This window comes from Pseudomonas sp. ArH3a (assembly GCF_022648765.1).
Taxonomy (GTDB): domain Bacteria; phylum Pseudomonadota; class Gammaproteobacteria; order Pseudomonadales; family Pseudomonadaceae; genus Aquipseudomonas.
The window spans coordinates 6624725-6640989 of the sequence record NZ_CP080330.1 but is presented as its reverse complement, the minus strand read 5'-3'; the positions used below and the strand labels follow the sequence as shown (position 1 = coordinate 6640989).

At 60.5% G+C, this 16265-nt stretch carries 17 protein-coding genes; 9 read left to right on the top strand and 8 right to left on the bottom strand.

The genetic code is table 11. The features are described 5' to 3' along the window. Nucleotides 1–27: 27 nt before the first annotated feature. Nucleotides 28–2382 carry a penicillin acylase family protein gene (locus K0P33_RS30675; protein WP_242153363.1) on the bottom strand — a complete coding sequence of 785 codons (2355 nt, stop codon included), beginning with the start codon at nt 2380–2382 and terminating at the stop codon, nt 28–30. Between the two features lie 167 nt (nt 2383–2549). Between K0P33_RS30675 and K0P33_RS30670 the strand changes: the two genes are divergently transcribed. Together K0P33_RS30670 and K0P33_RS30665 are read left to right on the top strand one after the other, a co-directional pair. Further along, the gene (locus tag K0P33_RS30670) at nt 2550–3656 is read left to right on the top strand and encodes a GNAT family N-acetyltransferase (protein WP_242153360.1); all 1107 of its coding nucleotides are present in this window, start codon (nt 2550–2552) and stop codon (nt 3654–3656) included. Further along, on the top strand, nt 3653–4531 hold the full coding sequence (locus K0P33_RS30665; protein WP_094949227.1) for a hypothetical protein: 879 nt from the start codon (nt 3653–3655) through the stop codon (nt 4529–4531). Before K0P33_RS30670 ends, K0P33_RS30665 begins: the two co-directional genes overlap by 4 nt. On the opposite strand, the gene K0P33_RS30660 is transcribed toward K0P33_RS30665, so the two are convergent. From K0P33_RS30660 to K0P33_RS30645, 4 genes are all read right to left on the bottom strand, one after another. Beyond that, nucleotides 4509–5732, bottom strand: coding sequence for a DegT/DnrJ/EryC1/StrS family aminotransferase (locus K0P33_RS30660; RefSeq protein ID WP_094949226.1), 1224 nt, complete (start codon nt 5730–5732; stop codon nt 4509–4511). The two genes, K0P33_RS30665 and K0P33_RS30660, sit on opposite strands and share 23 nt — an antisense overlap. After that, nucleotides 5729–6142 (bottom strand): EamA family transporter, encoded by a 414-nt coding sequence (locus K0P33_RS30655; RefSeq protein WP_094949225.1) that lies wholly within the window; start codon nt 6140–6142, stop codon nt 5729–5731. Before K0P33_RS30655 ends, K0P33_RS30660 begins: the two co-directional genes overlap by 4 nt. Then, nucleotides 6142–6498 carry an EamA family transporter gene (locus tag K0P33_RS30650; protein ID WP_094949224.1) on the bottom strand — a complete coding sequence of 119 codons (357 nt, stop codon included), beginning with the start codon at nt 6496–6498 and terminating at the stop codon, nt 6142–6144. Before K0P33_RS30650 ends, K0P33_RS30655 begins: the two co-directional genes overlap by 1 nt. A 90-nt stretch (nt 6499–6588) precedes the next feature. Continuing rightward, a complete protein-coding gene (locus K0P33_RS30645; protein ID WP_094949223.1) occupies nt 6589–7167 on the bottom strand; it encodes a DUF6436 domain-containing protein in 579 nt (192 codons plus the stop codon). A gap of 99 nt (nt 7168–7266) precedes the next feature. On the opposite strand from K0P33_RS30645, the gene K0P33_RS30640 reads away from it, so the two are divergent. Continuing rightward, nucleotides 7267–8208: an alpha/beta hydrolase gene (locus K0P33_RS30640; RefSeq protein WP_242153357.1), complete on the top strand. Its 942-nt coding sequence runs from the start codon at nt 7267–7269 to the stop codon at nt 8206–8208. A gap of 103 nt (nt 8209–8311) precedes the next feature. On the opposite strand, the gene K0P33_RS30635 is transcribed toward K0P33_RS30640, so the two are convergent. After that, nucleotides 8312–9064, bottom strand: a complete 753-nt coding sequence (locus tag K0P33_RS30635) for a DUF2059 domain-containing protein (protein WP_094949221.1) — start codon at nt 9062–9064, stop codon at nt 8312–8314. 131 nt (nt 9065–9195) lie between these two features. Here K0P33_RS30635 and K0P33_RS30630 point away from each other — a divergent pair, with 131 nt between their 5' ends. Both K0P33_RS30630 and K0P33_RS30625 read left to right on the top strand, forming a co-directional pair. After that, entirely contained in the window at nt 9196–9828 is a 633-nt protein-coding gene (locus tag K0P33_RS30630) for a 2OG-Fe(II) oxygenase (RefSeq protein WP_094949220.1), read from the top strand. A 2-nt stretch (nt 9829–9830) separates the two neighbouring features. Next, a complete protein-coding gene (locus K0P33_RS30625; RefSeq protein ID WP_094949219.1) occupies nt 9831–10316 on the top strand; it encodes a DUF523 domain-containing protein in 486 nt (161 codons plus the stop codon). A gap of 108 nt (nt 10317–10424) precedes the next feature. Here the strand turns inward: K0P33_RS30625 and K0P33_RS30620 are convergent, their stop codons facing one another. Further along, complete coding sequence (locus tag K0P33_RS30620) at nt 10425–10910, bottom strand: transporter substrate-binding domain-containing protein (protein WP_242153352.1); 486 nt, start codon at nt 10908–10910, stop codon at nt 10425–10427. Nucleotides 10911–11044: 134 nt separating this feature from the next. On the opposite strand from K0P33_RS30620, the gene K0P33_RS30615 reads away from it, so the two are divergent. Next, nucleotides 11045–11485 carry a DUF4399 domain-containing protein gene (locus tag K0P33_RS30615; RefSeq protein WP_094949217.1) on the top strand — a complete coding sequence of 147 codons (441 nt, stop codon included), beginning with the start codon at nt 11045–11047 and terminating at the stop codon, nt 11483–11485. A gap of 67 nt (nt 11486–11552) precedes the next feature. Here the strand turns inward: K0P33_RS30615 and serA are convergent, their stop codons facing one another. Next, nucleotides 11553–12782 carry a phosphoglycerate dehydrogenase gene (serA, locus tag K0P33_RS30610; RefSeq protein WP_010167810.1) on the bottom strand — a complete coding sequence of 410 codons (1230 nt, stop codon included), beginning with the start codon at nt 12780–12782 and terminating at the stop codon, nt 11553–11555. A gap of 225 nt (nt 12783–13007) precedes the next feature. Here serA and K0P33_RS30605 point away from each other — a divergent pair, with 225 nt between their 5' ends. The 3 genes from K0P33_RS30605 (at nt 13008) to K0P33_RS30595 (ending at nt 16255) form a co-directional block, all read left to right on the top strand. Continuing rightward, a complete protein-coding gene (locus K0P33_RS30605; RefSeq protein WP_094949216.1) occupies nt 13008–14402 on the top strand; it encodes an FAD-binding oxidoreductase in 1395 nt (464 codons plus the stop codon). Nucleotides 14403–14424: 22 nt separating this feature from the next. After that, complete coding sequence (locus K0P33_RS30600) at nt 14425–15090, top strand: fumarylacetoacetate hydrolase family protein (protein ID WP_094949215.1); 666 nt, start codon at nt 14425–14427, stop codon at nt 15088–15090. A 241-nt stretch (nt 15091–15331) separates the two neighbouring features. Next, nucleotides 15332–16255 (top strand): SdiA-regulated domain-containing protein, encoded by a 924-nt coding sequence (locus tag K0P33_RS30595; protein ID WP_242153349.1) that lies wholly within the window; start codon nt 15332–15334, stop codon nt 16253–16255. The last annotated feature ends 10 nt before the right edge of the window (nt 16256–16265 follow it).

Here is a 16265-nt window from a genome sequence, read left to right as displayed (position 1 = left end):
TCCCCCATTGACCGGGTTTCCAGGCGGTTATCTGGCAGGCAGTAATTTCAGCGTGCCCCGCGTATTCGCCGTCACTTCCTCATCACTGAAATGCGCCTGCTCATACCCGCCTTCAATGTAGGTTTCCGCTTGGTCGCCATAGTGCGAGTCAAACGGCACACCGCTTTGCCCCACCGGGTTGATGGTCAGGGCGTGGGCCGGGTCGGCGAAGTCGATCAGGCGGCGGGTCGATGGGCCGTAGGTCACCGGCCACGGCGCGGGGCCAATCATGGCTGTCTGGTTGTTCGGTACTTCGTGGCTGCCAGGGGCGGGGAAGGGGCCGACGTTGAAGACTATATCCAGCGGCTTCTGCATACCCAGCGGGTGGCCGTGGGTCAGGGTGTGCGCCTTGCCCCACTGCCATTGAGTCGGGTCATCACCGAAGGTGGCTTTGAGGTGTGTCAGGCTGTTGTCCCAGGCGAGCTTGACCGTGTCGGCGCGCTTGCCGTCCCACCAGGGCGAGTCCGGCGAGGCGGCCAGGCGTGGCAGGGCGGCATCGATCACCCGCGTAGTCAGCAGGGTCTTGAACATGGCATCGCCCAGTTTCGGGTGGAAGGCCGCGTCGGCGAGGTTGAACAGGAACTGGTTGAACAGCGTGGCGCTGGTGGAATCCAGCGGGTAGTCACCCTTCCAGCTTGCAAGCTGCTCCACCAGTTTCAACTGTGCCGGGTCCTTGACCACCTCGCGCAGCACCGGCAACAGCGGCGCCAGCAGGCGTGGGCCGTAGGCGGTGGTGGTGCCCAACTGCAAGGCCTGGCTGTTGGTCACGTCCCACTTCACGCTTTTGTCGCTCAGTTGCGTGTTCAACTGCTGGCCACGGTCGGCGAGGTTGTAGTAACCGGGGATTTCCATGCCGGTGGGCGAGACCGGCTGGGCATTGGCCGACACCACATAACCGCGCGCCGGGTTTTCTTCCTGGGGGTTGGCGCTGAATGGGTAGAAGCCCAGCTTGTCGGCCTGGGCGGTGCTGCCATCGAGAATAAAACCGGCATTCACCCCCGCCGGGCGGATTGGCAACTGCGCCGCCGCCCACCAGCCGATGTCGCCCTTGGCATTCGCCCACACAATGTTCAGGCCCGGCGCCGAGACCTTGGCCGCTGCCGCGCGGGCCTTGGCCAACGTGTCGGCGCGGTTGAGCTGGTAGAAACCTTCAAGGATCGGGTTTTCGGTGTCCAGGAACGCCCACCACATCGCGATCGGCGTCTTGCCGGCATTTTCGCCGAGCACGTCATTGATGATTGGGCCGTGGGGCGATTGGCGCAGCGTCAGCGTCACCGGCGCCTGGCCCTTGACCGCGATCTGCTGCTCGCTGCTGGTCATGTCGACCCATTGGTCGTGGTACCAGACTTGGTTGGGGTTGTCCGGGTTGACCTTTTCGGCGATCAAGTCGAGGTCGTCGTTCTGGAACATGGTCAGGCTCCAGCCGAAATCCAGGTTGTGGCCCAGGAATGCTACCGGCACCAGCGCGTTGTGATAGCCGTAGAGCTCAAAGCCCGGCGCCGACAACTGCGCCTCGTACCACACCGACGGCACCGAGAAGCGAATATGCGGATCGCCCGCCAGCAATGGCTTGCCACTTTTGGTGCGGCTGCCGCTGATGGCCCAGGCGTTGCTGCCTTCGAACTGCGGCAAACCGTTGTCGGCCAGGGCCTGATCGCTCAACGAGGCGAGGGCGCCGAGGGTTTTCCAGTCGCTGGCGGCAAGGTTGAGCGCGCCTTTGGGCTGCCAGTCCAGGTCGAAGACTTTCAGGTAATCGCTGCCCAGCTGGTCGCGTACGTAAGTCAGCAGCGGCTCGGTACGAAATGCGGCGGCAAAGCTGTAGGCCATGTACCCGGCAACGCTGATGGTGTCCTCGGCAGTGAACGGTCGCTTGGCAATGCCCAGCACGTCGAACTCCATCGGGCTGGCGTGGCTGTCCTGATACTGGTTGATCCCGTCCAGATAGGCTTGCAAGGCCTTCCATGCCTTGGAGTCGTGGTCGGTGTGTTCCACGTAACTCAAGGCACGCTCGCGAATACGCAGGCTGCGAAACAGCTTGTCGGTGCTCAGCAGCTTGGGGCCGAGCACTTCAGCCAGTTCACCACGGGCCAGGCGCCGCATGATCTCCATTTGGAACAGCCGGTCCTGGGCATGCACGTAGCCCAGGGCGCGATACAGGTCGGTCTCGTTCTCGGCGCGGATGTGCGGCACGCCACGGTCGTCGTAACGCACCGTGACCGAACCTTGCAGGTTGGCCAGTGTTTCGGTGCCCTGGCGGGTCGGTTGCTTGCTGTAGACATACCAGCCGGCGCCAGCCAAGAGGGTGGCAATCAGCAGAGCGAGCACGGTCAGGCTGCGTTTCATGGACGATCCTTGGTCATTCGCCTTTTAGGTCAACGGAGTCTAATAGGTTTGGTGAGGGCTGAGGGAAATGCTGATAACGCGCCCGATGTGCCTCGCCGACAGCCGAGGTTCAAGTGACCGGCAAGTCAAAAGGCTAGTATTGCGCTGTCATCTATGAGCTTTTTCCCATGACTTGCGCCACGCAACCATTGCCAGAACCCAGCCGCGCCGAGGCGACTTACGCGTGCTGCTTGGAAGCGCAATCGCTGATCAAGCGCTTTTTGCAGCACCCGCCGGAGGGCTTCGACGCCCGGCTATCCGAGCAGGGCCTGCCGTATTTTTTCACGCCATTCGACCTGTTGACCACCGCCGACGATGGGTTCGAGCAGCGCGTTCGCAACTGGCCGGGGTATCGGTTTTGGCGTTCGTGGCTGCGTATCGACAGCTGCTTCGTGGGCACTACCGTCAGTGAGTACTCGCCGTTTCCCCAAGGCGTGTCGCCCCAGGACCTCGCGCAGTGGCTGCAATATGAATGTGCACCGCAGCGCAAACTCACCGTGATCAAAGACGTGCCGTACAACTCACCGTTGCTCAGCGACGCGGACAACCTTTACGCGCAAGCCTTGATCGACGATTGCACCCAGCGTGGCTTCATCAGCCTGGAAGGCCAGGCGCTGGCCTATGTGCCGATCAACTTCACCAGCATCGACGAATACTTGGCGCGCTTGTCCCACAGCCGTCGGCGCAATATCCGGCGCAAACTGCGCAGTCGTGAAGCGATGCGCGTGGAAGTCCTGGAGACCGGCGATGCGCGCTTCAACGATGACGCCTGGCTCACGCACTTGTACGGGCTGTACAAGGCGGTGTACGACCAGAGCGAGATCCACTTTGACCTGCTCACCCCTGAATTTTTCCGTGGCTTGTTCCGCGACGCCAGCAGCAATGGGCGCGTGTTCTGCTACTGGCACTGCGATGAACTGATCGGCTACAACCTGTGCTACGTGGAAGGCGACAAGCTGCTCGACAAGTACATCGGCCTCAATTACCCGCTGGCGCTGGAATTCAACCTGTACTTCGTCAGTTGGTTTGTAAACCTTGAGTACGCGCTGGCCAATGGGCTGAAGTTTTACGTGGCCGGCTGGACCGACCCACAGGTCAAGGCCAGCCTTGGCGCCGACTTTACCTTCACCCGCCACCTGGTCTGGGTGCGCAACCCGCTGCTGCGCAAGCTGGGCAGTCGGTTCCGCCATCACTTTGAAAGCGATGCCCAGTGGCAACAGGAGCACACCTCATGAGCCTGGCCCGACCGCCGCTGATTCTGGATTTTGATGGCGCCGTCAGTGACATCCCCGGCGCGACCACCTTAGCGCTACAGGCCTGGCAGGAAAAAATCCGCTTCGGCTGCCGGTGGGCGCAGTTCAAGGCGCTGGAGACGGCCCTGCACGCGCAAATGCCCGGTGACTACGGCTGTGTGTTTACCGGCAGTGGCGACTATCACCACCTCAGCCAGTTGTTGCTGAACCGACTGCCAACGCAGCAGAAGTTCCAGTTGATCATTTGCGACAACCACCCCGACAACATGCGTTACCCGTTCGGCATCCATTGCGGCTCGTGGGTCTATTGGGCCAGCCGCTTGCCGCAGGTCGAGCATGTGCATGTGCTGGGCATCGGCTCGCAGGATATCGGCCTGGGCCACGCCTGGGAGAATCACTGGTCGCCGCTGCTCAAGCGCAAGCTGACCTACTGGAACGTCAACGTCGACACGCGCTGGATGAACTGGGTCGGCGCCGGTCGCAGCAATCGCGCCTTCAGCAACCCGGACGATTTGATGCGCGCGTTCTTGGCGCAGTTTGACCGTTCGTTGCCGGTTTACCTGTCCATCGACAAAGACGTGTTGAGCCCCGAGGTGGTGAACACCAACTGGGACCAGGGCGAGTTTCTGGAGCAGCACTTGAACGACCTGATCAGCGCCTGCCATGGCCTGATCATCGGCGCGGACATTACCGGCGACGTGTCGGCGTACCACTATGAAAGCAAGTTCAAGCGTTGGTTGAGTGCTTCCGATGGCCAAGAGGCGCTGCCTGAGGCGCAAGTGCAGATTTGGCAACAGCAACAGAACGCGCTGAATGGCCGTTTGGTGGACCGTATCAATCAGGGCTGGCGACAATAACCTTGAGCTGAGCCAGTACCTGTTCGAAGTGTTCGTCCGTCAGCCAATGGCTGTTGCTGATTGACAGTGTGCGGGCGGCGAAGGCTTGGGCCTGGGTAAGGTCGCCGCCTGGCTGCAACAGCGGGGCCGCCGCCGGATAGTCCGGCAAGGTGTGGATAAACAGGCGGGTCACGCCCAGCCCTGAGGTCCACAGCTGCGCCATCGCCGCATCACGTGTCTGTGCAGACGGCATCATCACCATCAAAAAAGGCCAGGTGCCTTGCTGCCCGGGCCGGTCCATTACCACCGAGACGCCGGGCAAGGCATTTAAGCGTGCTGCACGGCGTAAGGCGCGGGTTTGGCCCTGTTGCAAATAATCCGGCAGGCGCGCCAGCGCGGCGGCCCCGACCTTCTGGCGATAGCCGCCGAGACGGTGCAATGGGATGTCGTTAACCGAAAAGTCGTCGCCCACGGCGGCCACTTCATCGCCTTGGGCCAACGCTTTGCGCAGCGCCTTGCCATACACGTAATACAAGCCACGCGGCTGATAGGCCAGGGCGTAACCCCACAGTTCGGCGCTGCGTTGCAGCTCCCAGCGCAGGCTGAAGGGCAGGTCTTGCCGGCACTGGCGGTGCAGCGCCTGGTGCAACACCGGGTCGCGACTGAACAGCACACCGCCTTCGGCTGTCGTCAGGCCTTTACCCAATGCCAGGCTGAAAAAACCTACGTCGCCTTTGAGCCCAACGCTACGGCCATCGTCAAGGGCGCCCATGGCTTGCGCGGCGTCCTCGATGACTGCCGCACCGACGGCGTCGGCAATACGCTTGGCGGCACCCACATCGGCCACGCGCCCAGCCAGGTGAGTGACCACCACCGCCAGCGTGCTGTCGTCGCACAGGTGCGCCAGTTGCTGTTCATCGAGGTCAATGCTGTTGGGCTGCAAATCACAGGGCACTACTCGCAGCGGCGGGCAGTAATGCGCGGCCAATGCCACCAAGGGGCAGGTGTAGGCGGGCACGATGAGGCGCGTGCGGCCGGGCATACGCTGCTGCAAGGTGCGCAGGGCGATGATCAGCGCAGCGGTGCCGGAGCAGGGCAGCGCCGGCCGTGGAATCGAGAATTGGCGGGCCAGCGAGTCGGCCAGGCCGCCCGAGAAACCGAGTAAATCCCGCCAGCGCAAAGGCAGCCCTGCGGTCGGCGGGATTTCCCATGGGTGTGTCATGACACCGGGGCCTGCGCCGGCTCGACCTCGACCTGTTTGCTCTCTTTGTCTTCGCTGCGCGCCAGGCAGAGGATGCCGGCGATAATCAGCGCGCCACCGATGATTTTAGGCAGGGTCAAGGTGTCATCGAACAGCCACACGGAGATCAGCGTCACACTGATCAACTCCAGGTGGGAAGCCGCAAACGCCGGGCCCACGGGGGCGTATTTGAGCAAGGTCATCCAGGTGAAGAAGGCGCCGATATAGCCCACAAAGGCGCCGTAGATCCACGGTGCGCCAAACACCCGGACCAGCCAGGCGACGTCCATGGTCAGCGGTTCGGCATGCACCGAGGCGAATTTGAAGCTGACCTGCGCCAAAGTGTCGAAAATGATCAGCGCCAGAAAACCCAGGATATAGAAACGTTTCATCATTCAAACCCTACGACAGTCACGCCACAGGCGATCAGCATGATGCCGATCAAGCGCCATTTGCTCAGGTTCTCTTTAAACAGGAAACGCCCGGCAATCATGATCACGACAATATTGATGGAGCCCAGCATCACACCAACCGACAGTGGTACGAGTGTCAGGAACGCCAGCCACAACACGAATTCGAAGACATAACAGATCACGCCCAGCCAGATCCATGGACGCTTGAGCATGTGCTTCCAGTGGGCCAGACCGTCATGTTCGGCGCTGGCTGAGGCGGCGGCTTTAAAGGCCAGCTGGCCGGACGTATCAACGATAACGTTGAGCATCCAGAGGATGATGGTTAACTGGCTCATGTATTCCTACGCTTACAATCTCACTGAAAACGTACGATACAGCAGGCTGTGAATCGGGTAATTGGAGTTTGCCAGTTGAACAGCCTGTGTTCAGTTTGACGCCTTGCTCCACGCGCAATAGCAGCCCACTGCCAGGGTGTGGGTGGCGTCTACTTCGCGTCCGGCCTCAAGGGCTTGCAGGATCGGCTCAATGAAACTGTTGCTGGAATTACACGTGAGCCCTTCGCTATAGGGCCCGAAATACGCGAGCTTGCCCGTGCGATCCCAAATACCCACGGCAGGCGTGGCCGGTACCTGATCGGCGCCGGGCAAGGCGTTGAGGGTTTTCATCTTGCGCAGGTTGTCGGGCAACTGGCCGTGGCTGCCGGCTTTTTGCAGGGCGTAGAACTCGACGCCTTGGGGCGCGTACTGCTCGATCAACTCGCCCAGGTGCTGTTGGTTGCCGACGTTGCACGGGCAGGCCGGGTCCCAGAAGTGCACCAGGCGGATCGGGCCGGGGCCTGAGAGTTCGGCGGGCAGGCGCAGGGCATCGCCGGAGAAGACGGCCGTGTGTTCGCTGAATGCGCGCAAGTAGCGACCCTGGAACCAGTCATACGCCGCCCACAGCACGCCGGCGCAGATGATCAGGGTCAGGCTGGCGAACAAGGCGGAACGGTAGGGCTGTCGCATTCAGAACTATCCTCACAGGTCGCGTAGCTTGCCATGCTTGCCCGGACAGATGAATATCGCAGCTCGATATTCATCTTCACCGCAAGTCTGGAACCTTTTATGCCTGTCAGCTTTGACCCCGATCATCTGCGTGAAAGCTTGCGGCCACTTGTGGACGCGCAACCGCTCAGCGCCGAGGCGCGGGTCTACCAGCGCTTCTACGGGCTGGACCTGGCCGCGCGCAAAGTACCGGCGGTGAGCCGCCTGGGGTGTTTTGAGGTGGACGGCTTTGAGGTTGTCGCCCAAGTGTGGTGGCCGCCTGTGCCTGTGGCGACAATGTTCATGTTTCACGGCTTCTACGACCATATGGGTCTGTACCGCAACGTGGTGGACTGGGCGCTGGACCAAGGCTTCGTGGTCATCGCCTGCGATTTGCCGGGCCATGGCCTGTCGAGCGGCGCACGTGCCAGCATCGACGATTTTGCGGTGTATCAGGACGTGGTGCAGGCGCTGTTCGCCCAAGCCAAGGCGCTGCAACTGCCACAGCCCTGGCACCTGTTCGGGCAAAGCACGGGCGGCGCGGTGGTGGTGGACCATTTGCTCCATCACGGCGCCGACAGCCCGGCGCAGGGCAAGACCTTCCTGCTGTCACCCTTGGTGCGCCCGCGTGCGTGGGGGTGGTCGCAGGTCAGCTATTACCTGCTGCGGCCCTTCGTCAAAGGCATCGCCCGGCGGTTCAGCGAGAACACCAACGACCCTAAGTTCAAGCCGTTCCTGGAAGCTGACCCGCTGCAGCCGCGCCAGTTGCCCACCGCCTGGGTTGGCGCACTGGCGCGCTGGATCAAACGCATCGAAGCCGCCCCGCGCAGCCCGCGGCGGCCGGTGATTGTGCAGGGTGAGGAAGACATGACGGTGGATTGGCAGCACAACTTGCAGGTGCTGCGGGGCAAGTTTGATCAGCCTGAGGTGTTAATGATCCCGCGTGGCAGGCATCACTTGGCGAATGAGATTGCGCAGATTCGTGAGGAATACTTCAAGTACCTCACCGACCATCTGAAGTAATACGGACTAAATGTGGGAGCTGGCTTGCCTGCGATAACGGTGGGTCAGCAGCTTATTTGTGACTGATCCACCGCTATCGCAGGCAAGCCAGCTCCCACAATGATTACGGCGCCAGGCTTGAGGTGCTTTGGCCGACCGCCAAGCCTGCGCGAATGGCTGCAAGCGCCGCTTTGTAATACGTCCGACCCTCCGGCGACTCCGCAAACGTGGCGAATTCTTCCAGCTCCGGGTCAGACAAATCCCGATAGACGTACAGCAACGTGTTGTTCAGGTCATTGCCAATCTGCTGCATCAGCCGCTCACGCTGGCCATTCAACATGCCTTGAGCCTGACCACCGCCCAACAGGCCCGGGATCATCTGGCTTAGGCTATCGGCCGCCACACCGGCAATCGCCAAGCTGACTTCCGCGCCGGCTTCACGGGCGGGCAGCGCCTGGGCCAGGTGGCCGATGATCAGGCTGCGGGTGGCGTCGGCTTCGATGTGCGGCAGGCCCTTTGAGTTTTTTGCAAGTTGGTCGCGGCGCGTAGCCAGCAACTCGGCGGCGACAATCTTGCGGCCCAACGGCGATTGGAAAAACGCCAGGGCCGGTTTCGGGTCCGTGAGGTTCTTACGCAATTGCGCTTCGGCGCGTTGGTCCACGGCTTGGGCGGCAAAGCGTTTATTGCTGTTGTCCACCAGCGCCTGGTACACCGCCGGCGGCAGGCTATTGCGGTAGCGTTGCTGGGCGGCACTGAGGGCGTCATTGAAATGCGCACGTTGTTCGGCCCAGCCGGCGACCTTGTACAACTGGTCATGGCCGTCTGCCCACGCGGGCAAAACGCAGAACATCAGCATGGAAAAAAACAAACGACGCATATGGACTCCTGTCAGTCGGCCACTATTGTCCGTGTCGGGCGTAGGATTTGTCGAGAAATCCTATCGGTCACCTGACTAAAGTGTATTCAGACGCTCGGCGGCTCTGTCGGATTCACAGGCGTATGGATACTATGCGCGCCATGCAAATACCCCTTGATCATCCCCTGCTGCAACGCATCGTCGACGACCTGGCCGAAAAAGGTTGGTCGCAGCAGAACGGCTTCCTGCCCCAGGCTCTGACCCTGGAACTGGCGGCTGAGTGCCGTAAACGTGCGGCAGAGGGTGAATTGGCGCCTGCAGCCGTAGGACGCGGCCCGGCCCAGGAGATTCGCGAGGGGATTCGCGGTGACCATATCCAGTGGCTGGAAGAGGGGGATGCCGCAGTCTGCGAGACCTACATGGGCGTGATGGACAGCCTGCGCCAGGCGATGAATCGCGGCCTGTTTCTGGGCCTGGAAGACTTCGAAAGCCATTTCGCGATGTACCCGCCGGGGGCGTTTTACCTCAAGCACGTGGACCGTTTTCGCGACGATGACCGGCGCATGGTCTCGGCCGTGGTGTATTTGAACGATGCCTGGCTGCCCGAGCATGGCGGCCAGTTGCGCATGTACCTCAAGGGCGGCGTCGAACATGACGTGGTGCCCACCGGCGGCAGCCTGGTGGTGTTCCTGTCCGGGGAGGTGCCCCACGAAGTCCTGCCCGCCACGCGCGAACGCCTGTCCCTGACCGGCTGGTTTCGCCGCCGGGGTAACGAGCCTTTTTAACCATGCAAAAGATTCTGATCAGCCGCTGCCTGCTCGGGCACAAGGTGCGCTACGACGGCGGAGCCAGTGGCCCATTTGATCAATTGGCGGCGTGGCAGGCTGAAGGCCGCGTGGTTGCCATCTGCCCGGAAGTGTCGGGCGGTTTGCCCACGCCGCGTCCCTCCGCCGAGATACCGGGCGGGCAGGGCATCGATGTGTGGGAAGGCCGCGCTCAGGTGCTGACCGCCGAGGGCGAAGACTTCAGCGCCGCCTTTCTCGATGGCGCCCGCCAGGCGTTGGCGCTGGTGCAGCGCCATGACATCCGCATCGCCATTCTCAAGGCCAATAGCCCTTCCTGCGGTAACCTGTTGACCTATGACGGCACGTTCACTGGTGTAAAGGTGAGCGGTGAAGGGGTGACGGCGGCGTTGCTCAAGCGCCATGGGGTGTTGGTGTTCAGTGAGCTGGAGCTGTCCGAAGCGGCACGGCATCTCTCAAGCCTTATATAGATCAAAAATGTGGGAGCTGGCTTGCCTGCGATAGCGGTGTGTCAGTCACACATTAGGTGCTGACCCGTCGCTATCGCAGGCAAGCCAGCTCCCACATTGACCGAGTATTTATTCGGCCTTCGTATCGTTCTCAAACCACTTCTGCGCCAGCGCCTTCAGTCGGCCATCGGCCTTCACGTGCTGCAACGCCTTGTCCAAGCTGCTCTTGAACGCCGGGTTGCCCTTCTGGAACGGAATCACCAGCTCAGGCTTTTCCCGATAAGGCTCACTGAAATCGAAACGATCCTTCAGCTCGGCAGTCATAGCGATATGGTTGATGGCCACGTCGTACTTGCCGGTTTCCACGCCCGGCAGCAGGTCAGTGTCATCGGTGGTGATAAACGAGGGGCGCACGTCCATTTCCTTCGCCAGTTGCTCGCCCAGTTCCACTTCAAAACCGGTGAGCTTGTCGCCGTCCTTGAAGCTGAATGGCGGCGTGTTGGCCTCCAGGGCGATGCGCAGTTCGCCGCGATCAAACACATCATCGATCAATTCGGCGTGAGCCAATGGGCTCAGAAGGGGCAGTAAAAGTACAAGGCCAGGCGAAAAGCGCATGGTCGCTCCTAAAGAATTCGTCTGTGCGAGGCGCCGATCAGCATCGCTTTGCTATGGTGTTCAGTGCCTTGGACAGCAATTTGTCGCGAAGTTGTCATAACCCTACAGATTTCATAGAAAAACTGGAGAAGCGAATGAAAGCCTTTTTGTCCCGTGCCACCCTGGCCAGCCTGTTGCTGGGTGCTTCGATGCTGGCTACTGCGGCTGACGGTATTCCGCGCAGTGCGCCACCTGAAGGTGCCAAAGTGTTTATCGTGTCGCCAAAAGACGGCGCCACCGTCGATAAAACCTTCACCGTCAAATTCGGCATGGAAGGCCTGCAGTTGGCCCCGGCGACCAGCCAGGACCCAGGCACCGGCCACCACCACCTGCTGATTGACCAGAAAGAGCTGCCGGACGCCAGCGTGCCGATCCCGGCCACCGACACCGTGATCCACTACGGCAAGGCCCAGACCGAAACCCAGCTGACCCTCACCCCAGGCAAGCACACCTTGCAGCTGGTAGCTGGCGACAAACTGCACATGCAGTTCAACCCTACTGTAGCCTCGAAAGTGATCACGGTTAACGTTAAGTAAGATTTGTTCAGACAAAAAAATGGGAGACCCCTGCGGGCCTCCCATTTTTTATGCAGCGTTTAAAGCCTTAGAACAATACGCGGCTACGAATCGTGCCGTTGATGTGCTGCAGCTTCTCTTGCGCCAGGTCCGAGTACTCGGCGTCGACGTCGATCACCACGTAGCCGACCTTCTCGTTGGTCTGCAGGAACTGACCGGAGATGTTGATGCCGTTTTCCGCGAAGACCTTGTTGATCTCCATCATCACGCCAGGGATGTTCTGGTGGATGTGCAGCAGGCGGTGCTTGCCAGGGTGAGCCGGCAGCGCCACTTCCGGGAAGTTGACGGAAGACACCGACGTACCGTTGTCGCTGTACTTGACCAGTTTTTCCGACACTTCCAGGCCGATGTTGGCTTGGGCTTCAGCGGTGGAACCGCCGATGTGTGGAGTCAGGATCACGTTGTCCAGGCCACGCAGCGGGCTTTCGAAGATGTCGTCGTTGGAGCGTGGCTCCACCGGGAACACGTCGATCGCGGCGCCGATCAGGTGCTTGTCCTTGATCGCGTCGGCCAGGGCGTCCAGCTCAACCACGGTGCCACGTGCAGCGTTGATCAGGATGCCGCCTTTCTTGATGGCGCGGATTTCCTTCTCGCCGATCATCCACTGGGTCTCAGCGGTTTCCGGAACGTGCAGGGTGACGATGTCGGACATGCCCAGCAGCTCGGTCAGGCTCGACACCTGAGTGGCGTTACCCAATGGCAGCTTGGTCAGGGTGTCGTAGAAGAACACCTGCATGCCTAAGCCTTCGGCCAGCACTGACAGTTGAGTGCCGATCGAGCCGTAACCGACGATACCCAGCTTCTTGCCGCGGATTTCGAAAGAGTTGGCCGCGCTTTTGATCCAGCCGCCACGGTGGCAGGAAGCGTTTTTCTCTGGGATACCGCGCAACAGCAGGATGGCCTCGGCCAGCACCAGTTCAGCAACGGAACGGGTGTTGGAGTACGGTGCGTTGAACACCGCGATACCGCGCTCACGTGCAGCGTTAAGGTCGACCTGGTTGGTGCCGATGCAGAAACAGCCGACAGCCACGAGTTTCTTGGCGTGGTCGAAGATCTCTTCGGTCAGCTGAGTGCGGGAGCGAATGCCGATAAAGTGCGCGTCGGCGATCTTTTCCTTTAACTGGGCTTCCGGCAGAGAACTGGTGATGTACTCAATGCTGGAGTACCCAGCGGCTTTCAGTACGTCGACAGCCGATGGGTGGACGCCTTCCAGAAGAAGGAACTTGATCTTGCTCTTATCGAGAGAAGTCTTGCTCATCTGCGTAAACCTGTATCCCGGAGAAAAATGGCAGGGAATCGAGCAGTTAGTGCCTTGAATCAGTGCACAAGAGCTGACCCGGACGGCAGGAAAGCCGTCACCGCAGAACGCCCTTGGGCTCTGTCCTGCGGGGGCGGTATGCTAGCATACGCGCCCCGCTAAACACCTATTCCTGCGACGTGAAGCGTTCTCAGGATGACCATGAATTGTTCGAGAGTTCTGTCGATGACCCATCCTGCCCTGATTGATGAGCTGAAGACCCTGGTTGAGCCTGGCAAAGTGCTGACCGATGCAGACTCCCTGGAGGCTTACGGCAAGGATTGGACCAAGCACTTCGCGCCCGCGCCTAGCGCCATCGTGTTCCCCAAGACCACCGAACAGGTGCAAGCCATCGTGCGTTGGGCCAATGAACACAAGGTGGCACTGGTGCCGTCGGGTGGCCGCACCGGTCTGTCGGCTGCTGCTGTGGCGGCGAATGGCGAAGTGGTCGTGTCGTTCGACTACATGAACCAGATTCTCGGCGTGAACCTCACCGACCGCACCGCCGTGTGCCAGCCGGGCGTGGTCACCAAGCAATTACAGAACGTCGCCGAAGAAAAAGGCCTGTACTACCCGGTGGACTTCGCTTCGTCCGGTTCGAGCCAGATTGGCGGCAATATCGGCACCAATGCCGGCGGGATCAAGGTGATTCGCTACGGCATGACCCGCAATTGGGTGGCCGGCATGAAAGTGGTCACCGGCAAAGGTGATGTGCTGGAACTGAACCGCGACCTGATCAAGAACGCCACCGGCTACGACATGCGCCAGCTGTTTATCGGCGCTGAAGGCACCCTGGGTTTCGTGGTTGAAGCCACCATGCGCCTGGACCGTGCGCCAAAAAACCTCACCGCCATGGTGCTCGGCACCACTGATTTCGACTCGATCATGCCGGTGCTGCATGCGTTCCAGAGCAAGCTGGACCTGACCGCCTTCGAATTCTTCTCCGACAAAGCCCTGGCCAAAGTTATGGGCCGTGGCGATGTACCCGCGCCGTTCGAAACCGACTGCCCGTTCTACGCGCTGCTGGAATTTGAGGCCACCACCGAAGAAGTTGCCAACCACGCCCTGGAAACCTTCGAGCACTGCGTCGAGCAGGGCTGGGTGCTGGACGGCGTGATGAGCCAAAGCGAAACCCAGCTGCACAACCTGTGGAAACTGCGCGAGTACATCTCCGAGACCATTTCCCACTGGACCCCATACAAGAACGATATTTCGGTCACTGTCTCCAAAGTGCCGGCGTTCTTGAAGGAAATCGACGCGATCGTCGGCGAACACTACCCGGACTTCGAAATTGTCTGGTTCGGCCACATCGGCGACGGCAACCTGCACCTGAACATCCTCAAGCCGGAAAACCTGAGCAAGGACGAGTTCTTCGCCAAATGCGCCACCGTCAACAAGTGGGTGTTCGAAACCGTTCAGAAGTACAACGGCTCGATCTCCGCCGAGCACGGCGTAGGCATGACCAAACGCGATTACCTGACCTACAGCCGCTCACCGGTTGAAATCGAATACATGAAGGCAGTGAAGGCGGTGTTCGACCCTAACGGGATCATGAACCCGGGCAAGATCTTCGCTGTTTAATCGCCCCTGAAGGAGTCGTTCCATGAGCTACCAGCACAAGTATGTCGACGGCACCAACATCCACTTTCCCCTGGGTAAAGTGGTGTGCATCGGGCGTAACTACGCCGAACATGCCAAGGAACTGGACAACCCGGTGCCGACCGAGCCGCTGCTGTTCATCAAACCGGGCAGCTGCGTGGTCGCACTGGAAGGCGGCTTCACCATCCCTACCGAGCGCGGTTCGGTGCATTACGAAGCGGAAATCGCGGTGTTGATCGGCAAGCCCTTGTCGACCAAACCCAGCCGTGAAGAAGTGCTGGACGCCATCTCCGGCTTCGCCCCAGCCCTGGACCTGACCCTGCGCGACAAGCAGGCCGAGCTGAAAGCCAAAGGCCTGCCGTGGGAAATCGCCAAGTCGTTCGACGGCGCCGCTGTGATTGCCCCGTTTGTGGTGAGTAGCACCTTTGCGGACGTGACCGACATCGGCATCCGCCTGACCATCAACGGCCAAGTGCGCCAGGACGGCAACAGCGCGCAGATGCTCAACCCGATCATCCCGATGATCCAGCACATGGCCGGCTGCTTCTCGCTGCAGGCCGGCGACGTGATCCTCACCGGCACCCCGGCGGGTGTGGGGCCGTTGAATGTGGGGGATGAGTTGGTGCTGGAGTTGGCGGGCGTGAGCCGCTTCGAAAGCAGCGTTCGCTAAAGGCTGGATGCACTTCAAATGTGGGAGCTGGCTTGCCTACGATGCGGACACCTCGGTGTATCAGTGATACTGAGGTGATGCTATCGCAGGCAAGCCAGCTCCCACATTTGATTGAGTACATCCTCAGAATCCCAGGCTTTTGCATTTTTTTCACACGCCATCCGGATAATTCCAGCCTCCTGCGCGCAGGCCTGTTGATCCTGTGCTATCACCTAACGCTGACTTTCCGGAAAAGCGCTCAATGGCCGTGACCTTGCCCACCGCGACACCCAAGCCCCGTTCACGTTTTGCCCTGCGCTGGTATTCCTGGCTGTTCCTCGCCGGGGCGATTGTGTATGGCGTTGCCTGGCTCATGCACTGGGACGATCGTGGTGCGCTGTGGGTGGCGGAGCGCTTTGAGACGCCGGCCGAACAACAAGCCAGTGTGTGGCTGCCGGACTATCACGCGGTCATCGACGGCAAGTTGCTGCCCGGCATGGAGAAGGACGAGGCTTCGGACCTGGCCTACAACCCGCAGACCAAAACCCTGTTTTCCGTGATGGGCAAAAACCCGTTCCTGGTTGAGTTGAGCCTGCAAGGCGACGTGCTGCGCAAAATGCCGCTCAACGGCTGGAACAACCCGGAAGGCCTGACGGTGATGGAGAATGGCTTGATGGCCATTGTCGATGAGCGCATGCACACGCTCACCGTGGTGACAGTCGATGCCGGCACTCAACAACTGAACATCGCTGACTTCAAGACCTACGACCTCGGCCCGTCCAAGGACCAGAACAAAGCGTTTGAAGGCATCGCCTGGGACAAGCGTAACCAGCAAATCGTACTCGGCGAAGAGCGCCCACCTGCGCTGTTTACCTGGAAAAGCGATGGCGCCACGCTGACAGGCGACAAGCAAAAAGTCGCCAGCACCGAGTTGGACATGCGCAACCTTTCGGCCCTGGATGTCGACCCGCGCACCGGGCACTTGCTGGTGCTGTCGGCCGACTCCCACCTGTTGCTGGAGCTGGATGCAAAGGGCGAGCAAGTGAGCTTCATGACCCTGCTCGGTGGCTTCAACGGCCTCAAGCAGACCATCCCGCGTGCCGAAGGCGTGACCATGGATGAGAGCGGCACGTTGTACATGGTCAGTGAGCCGAACCTGTTTTATCGCTTCGAGAAACAGAAATAACTGACGATTA

Excerpts from the sequence above, each read along its gene's own strand:
- K0P33_RS30620 (WP_242153352.1), bottom strand. The coding sequence starts at position 10,910 with ATGCGCTTTTCGCCTGGCCTTGTACTTTTACTGCCCCTTCTGAGCCCA.
- serA (WP_010167810.1), bottom strand. The coding sequence starts at position 12,782 with ATGAGCAAGACTTCTCTCGATAAGAGCAAGATCAAGTTCCTTCTTCTG.
- K0P33_RS30625 (WP_094949219.1), top strand. The coding sequence starts at position 9,831 with ATGCAAAAGATTCTGATCAGCCGCTGCCTGCTCGGGCACAAGGTGCGC.
- K0P33_RS30600 (WP_094949215.1), top strand. The coding sequence starts at position 14,425 with ATGAGCTACCAGCACAAGTATGTCGACGGCACCAACATCCACTTTCCC.
- K0P33_RS30645 (WP_094949223.1), bottom strand. The coding sequence starts at position 7,167 with ATGCGACAGCCCTACCGTTCCGCCTTGTTCGCCAGCCTGACCCTGATC.
- K0P33_RS30675 (WP_242153363.1), bottom strand. The coding sequence starts at position 2,382 with ATGAAACGCAGCCTGACCGTGCTCGCTCTGCTGATTGCCACCCTCTTG.
- K0P33_RS30630 (WP_094949220.1), top strand. The coding sequence starts at position 9,196 with ATGCGCGCCATGCAAATACCCCTTGATCATCCCCTGCTGCAACGCATC.
- K0P33_RS30640 (WP_242153357.1), top strand. The coding sequence starts at position 7,267 with ATGCCTGTCAGCTTTGACCCCGATCATCTGCGTGAAAGCTTGCGGCCA.
- K0P33_RS30655 (WP_094949225.1), bottom strand. The coding sequence starts at position 6,142 with ATGAAACGTTTCTATATCCTGGGTTTTCTGGCGCTGATCATTTTCGAC.
- K0P33_RS30665 (WP_094949227.1), top strand. The coding sequence starts at position 3,653 with ATGAGCCTGGCCCGACCGCCGCTGATTCTGGATTTTGATGGCGCCGTC.
- K0P33_RS30650 (WP_094949224.1), bottom strand. The coding sequence starts at position 6,498 with ATGAGCCAGTTAACCATCATCCTCTGGATGCTCAACGTTATCGTTGAT.
- K0P33_RS30615 (WP_094949217.1), top strand. The coding sequence starts at position 11,045 with ATGAAAGCCTTTTTGTCCCGTGCCACCCTGGCCAGCCTGTTGCTGGGT.
- K0P33_RS30660 (WP_094949226.1), bottom strand. The coding sequence starts at position 5,732 with ATGACACACCCATGGGAAATCCCGCCGACCGCAGGGCTGCCTTTGCGC.
- K0P33_RS30605 (WP_094949216.1), top strand. The coding sequence starts at position 13,008 with ATGACCCATCCTGCCCTGATTGATGAGCTGAAGACCCTGGTTGAGCCT.
- K0P33_RS30635 (WP_094949221.1), bottom strand. The coding sequence starts at position 9,064 with ATGCGTCGTTTGTTTTTTTCCATGCTGATGTTCTGCGTTTTGCCCGCG.
- K0P33_RS30595 (WP_242153349.1), top strand. The coding sequence starts at position 15,332 with ATGGCCGTGACCTTGCCCACCGCGACACCCAAGCCCCGTTCACGTTTT.
- K0P33_RS30670 (WP_242153360.1), top strand. The coding sequence starts at position 2,550 with ATGACTTGCGCCACGCAACCATTGCCAGAACCCAGCCGCGCCGAGGCG.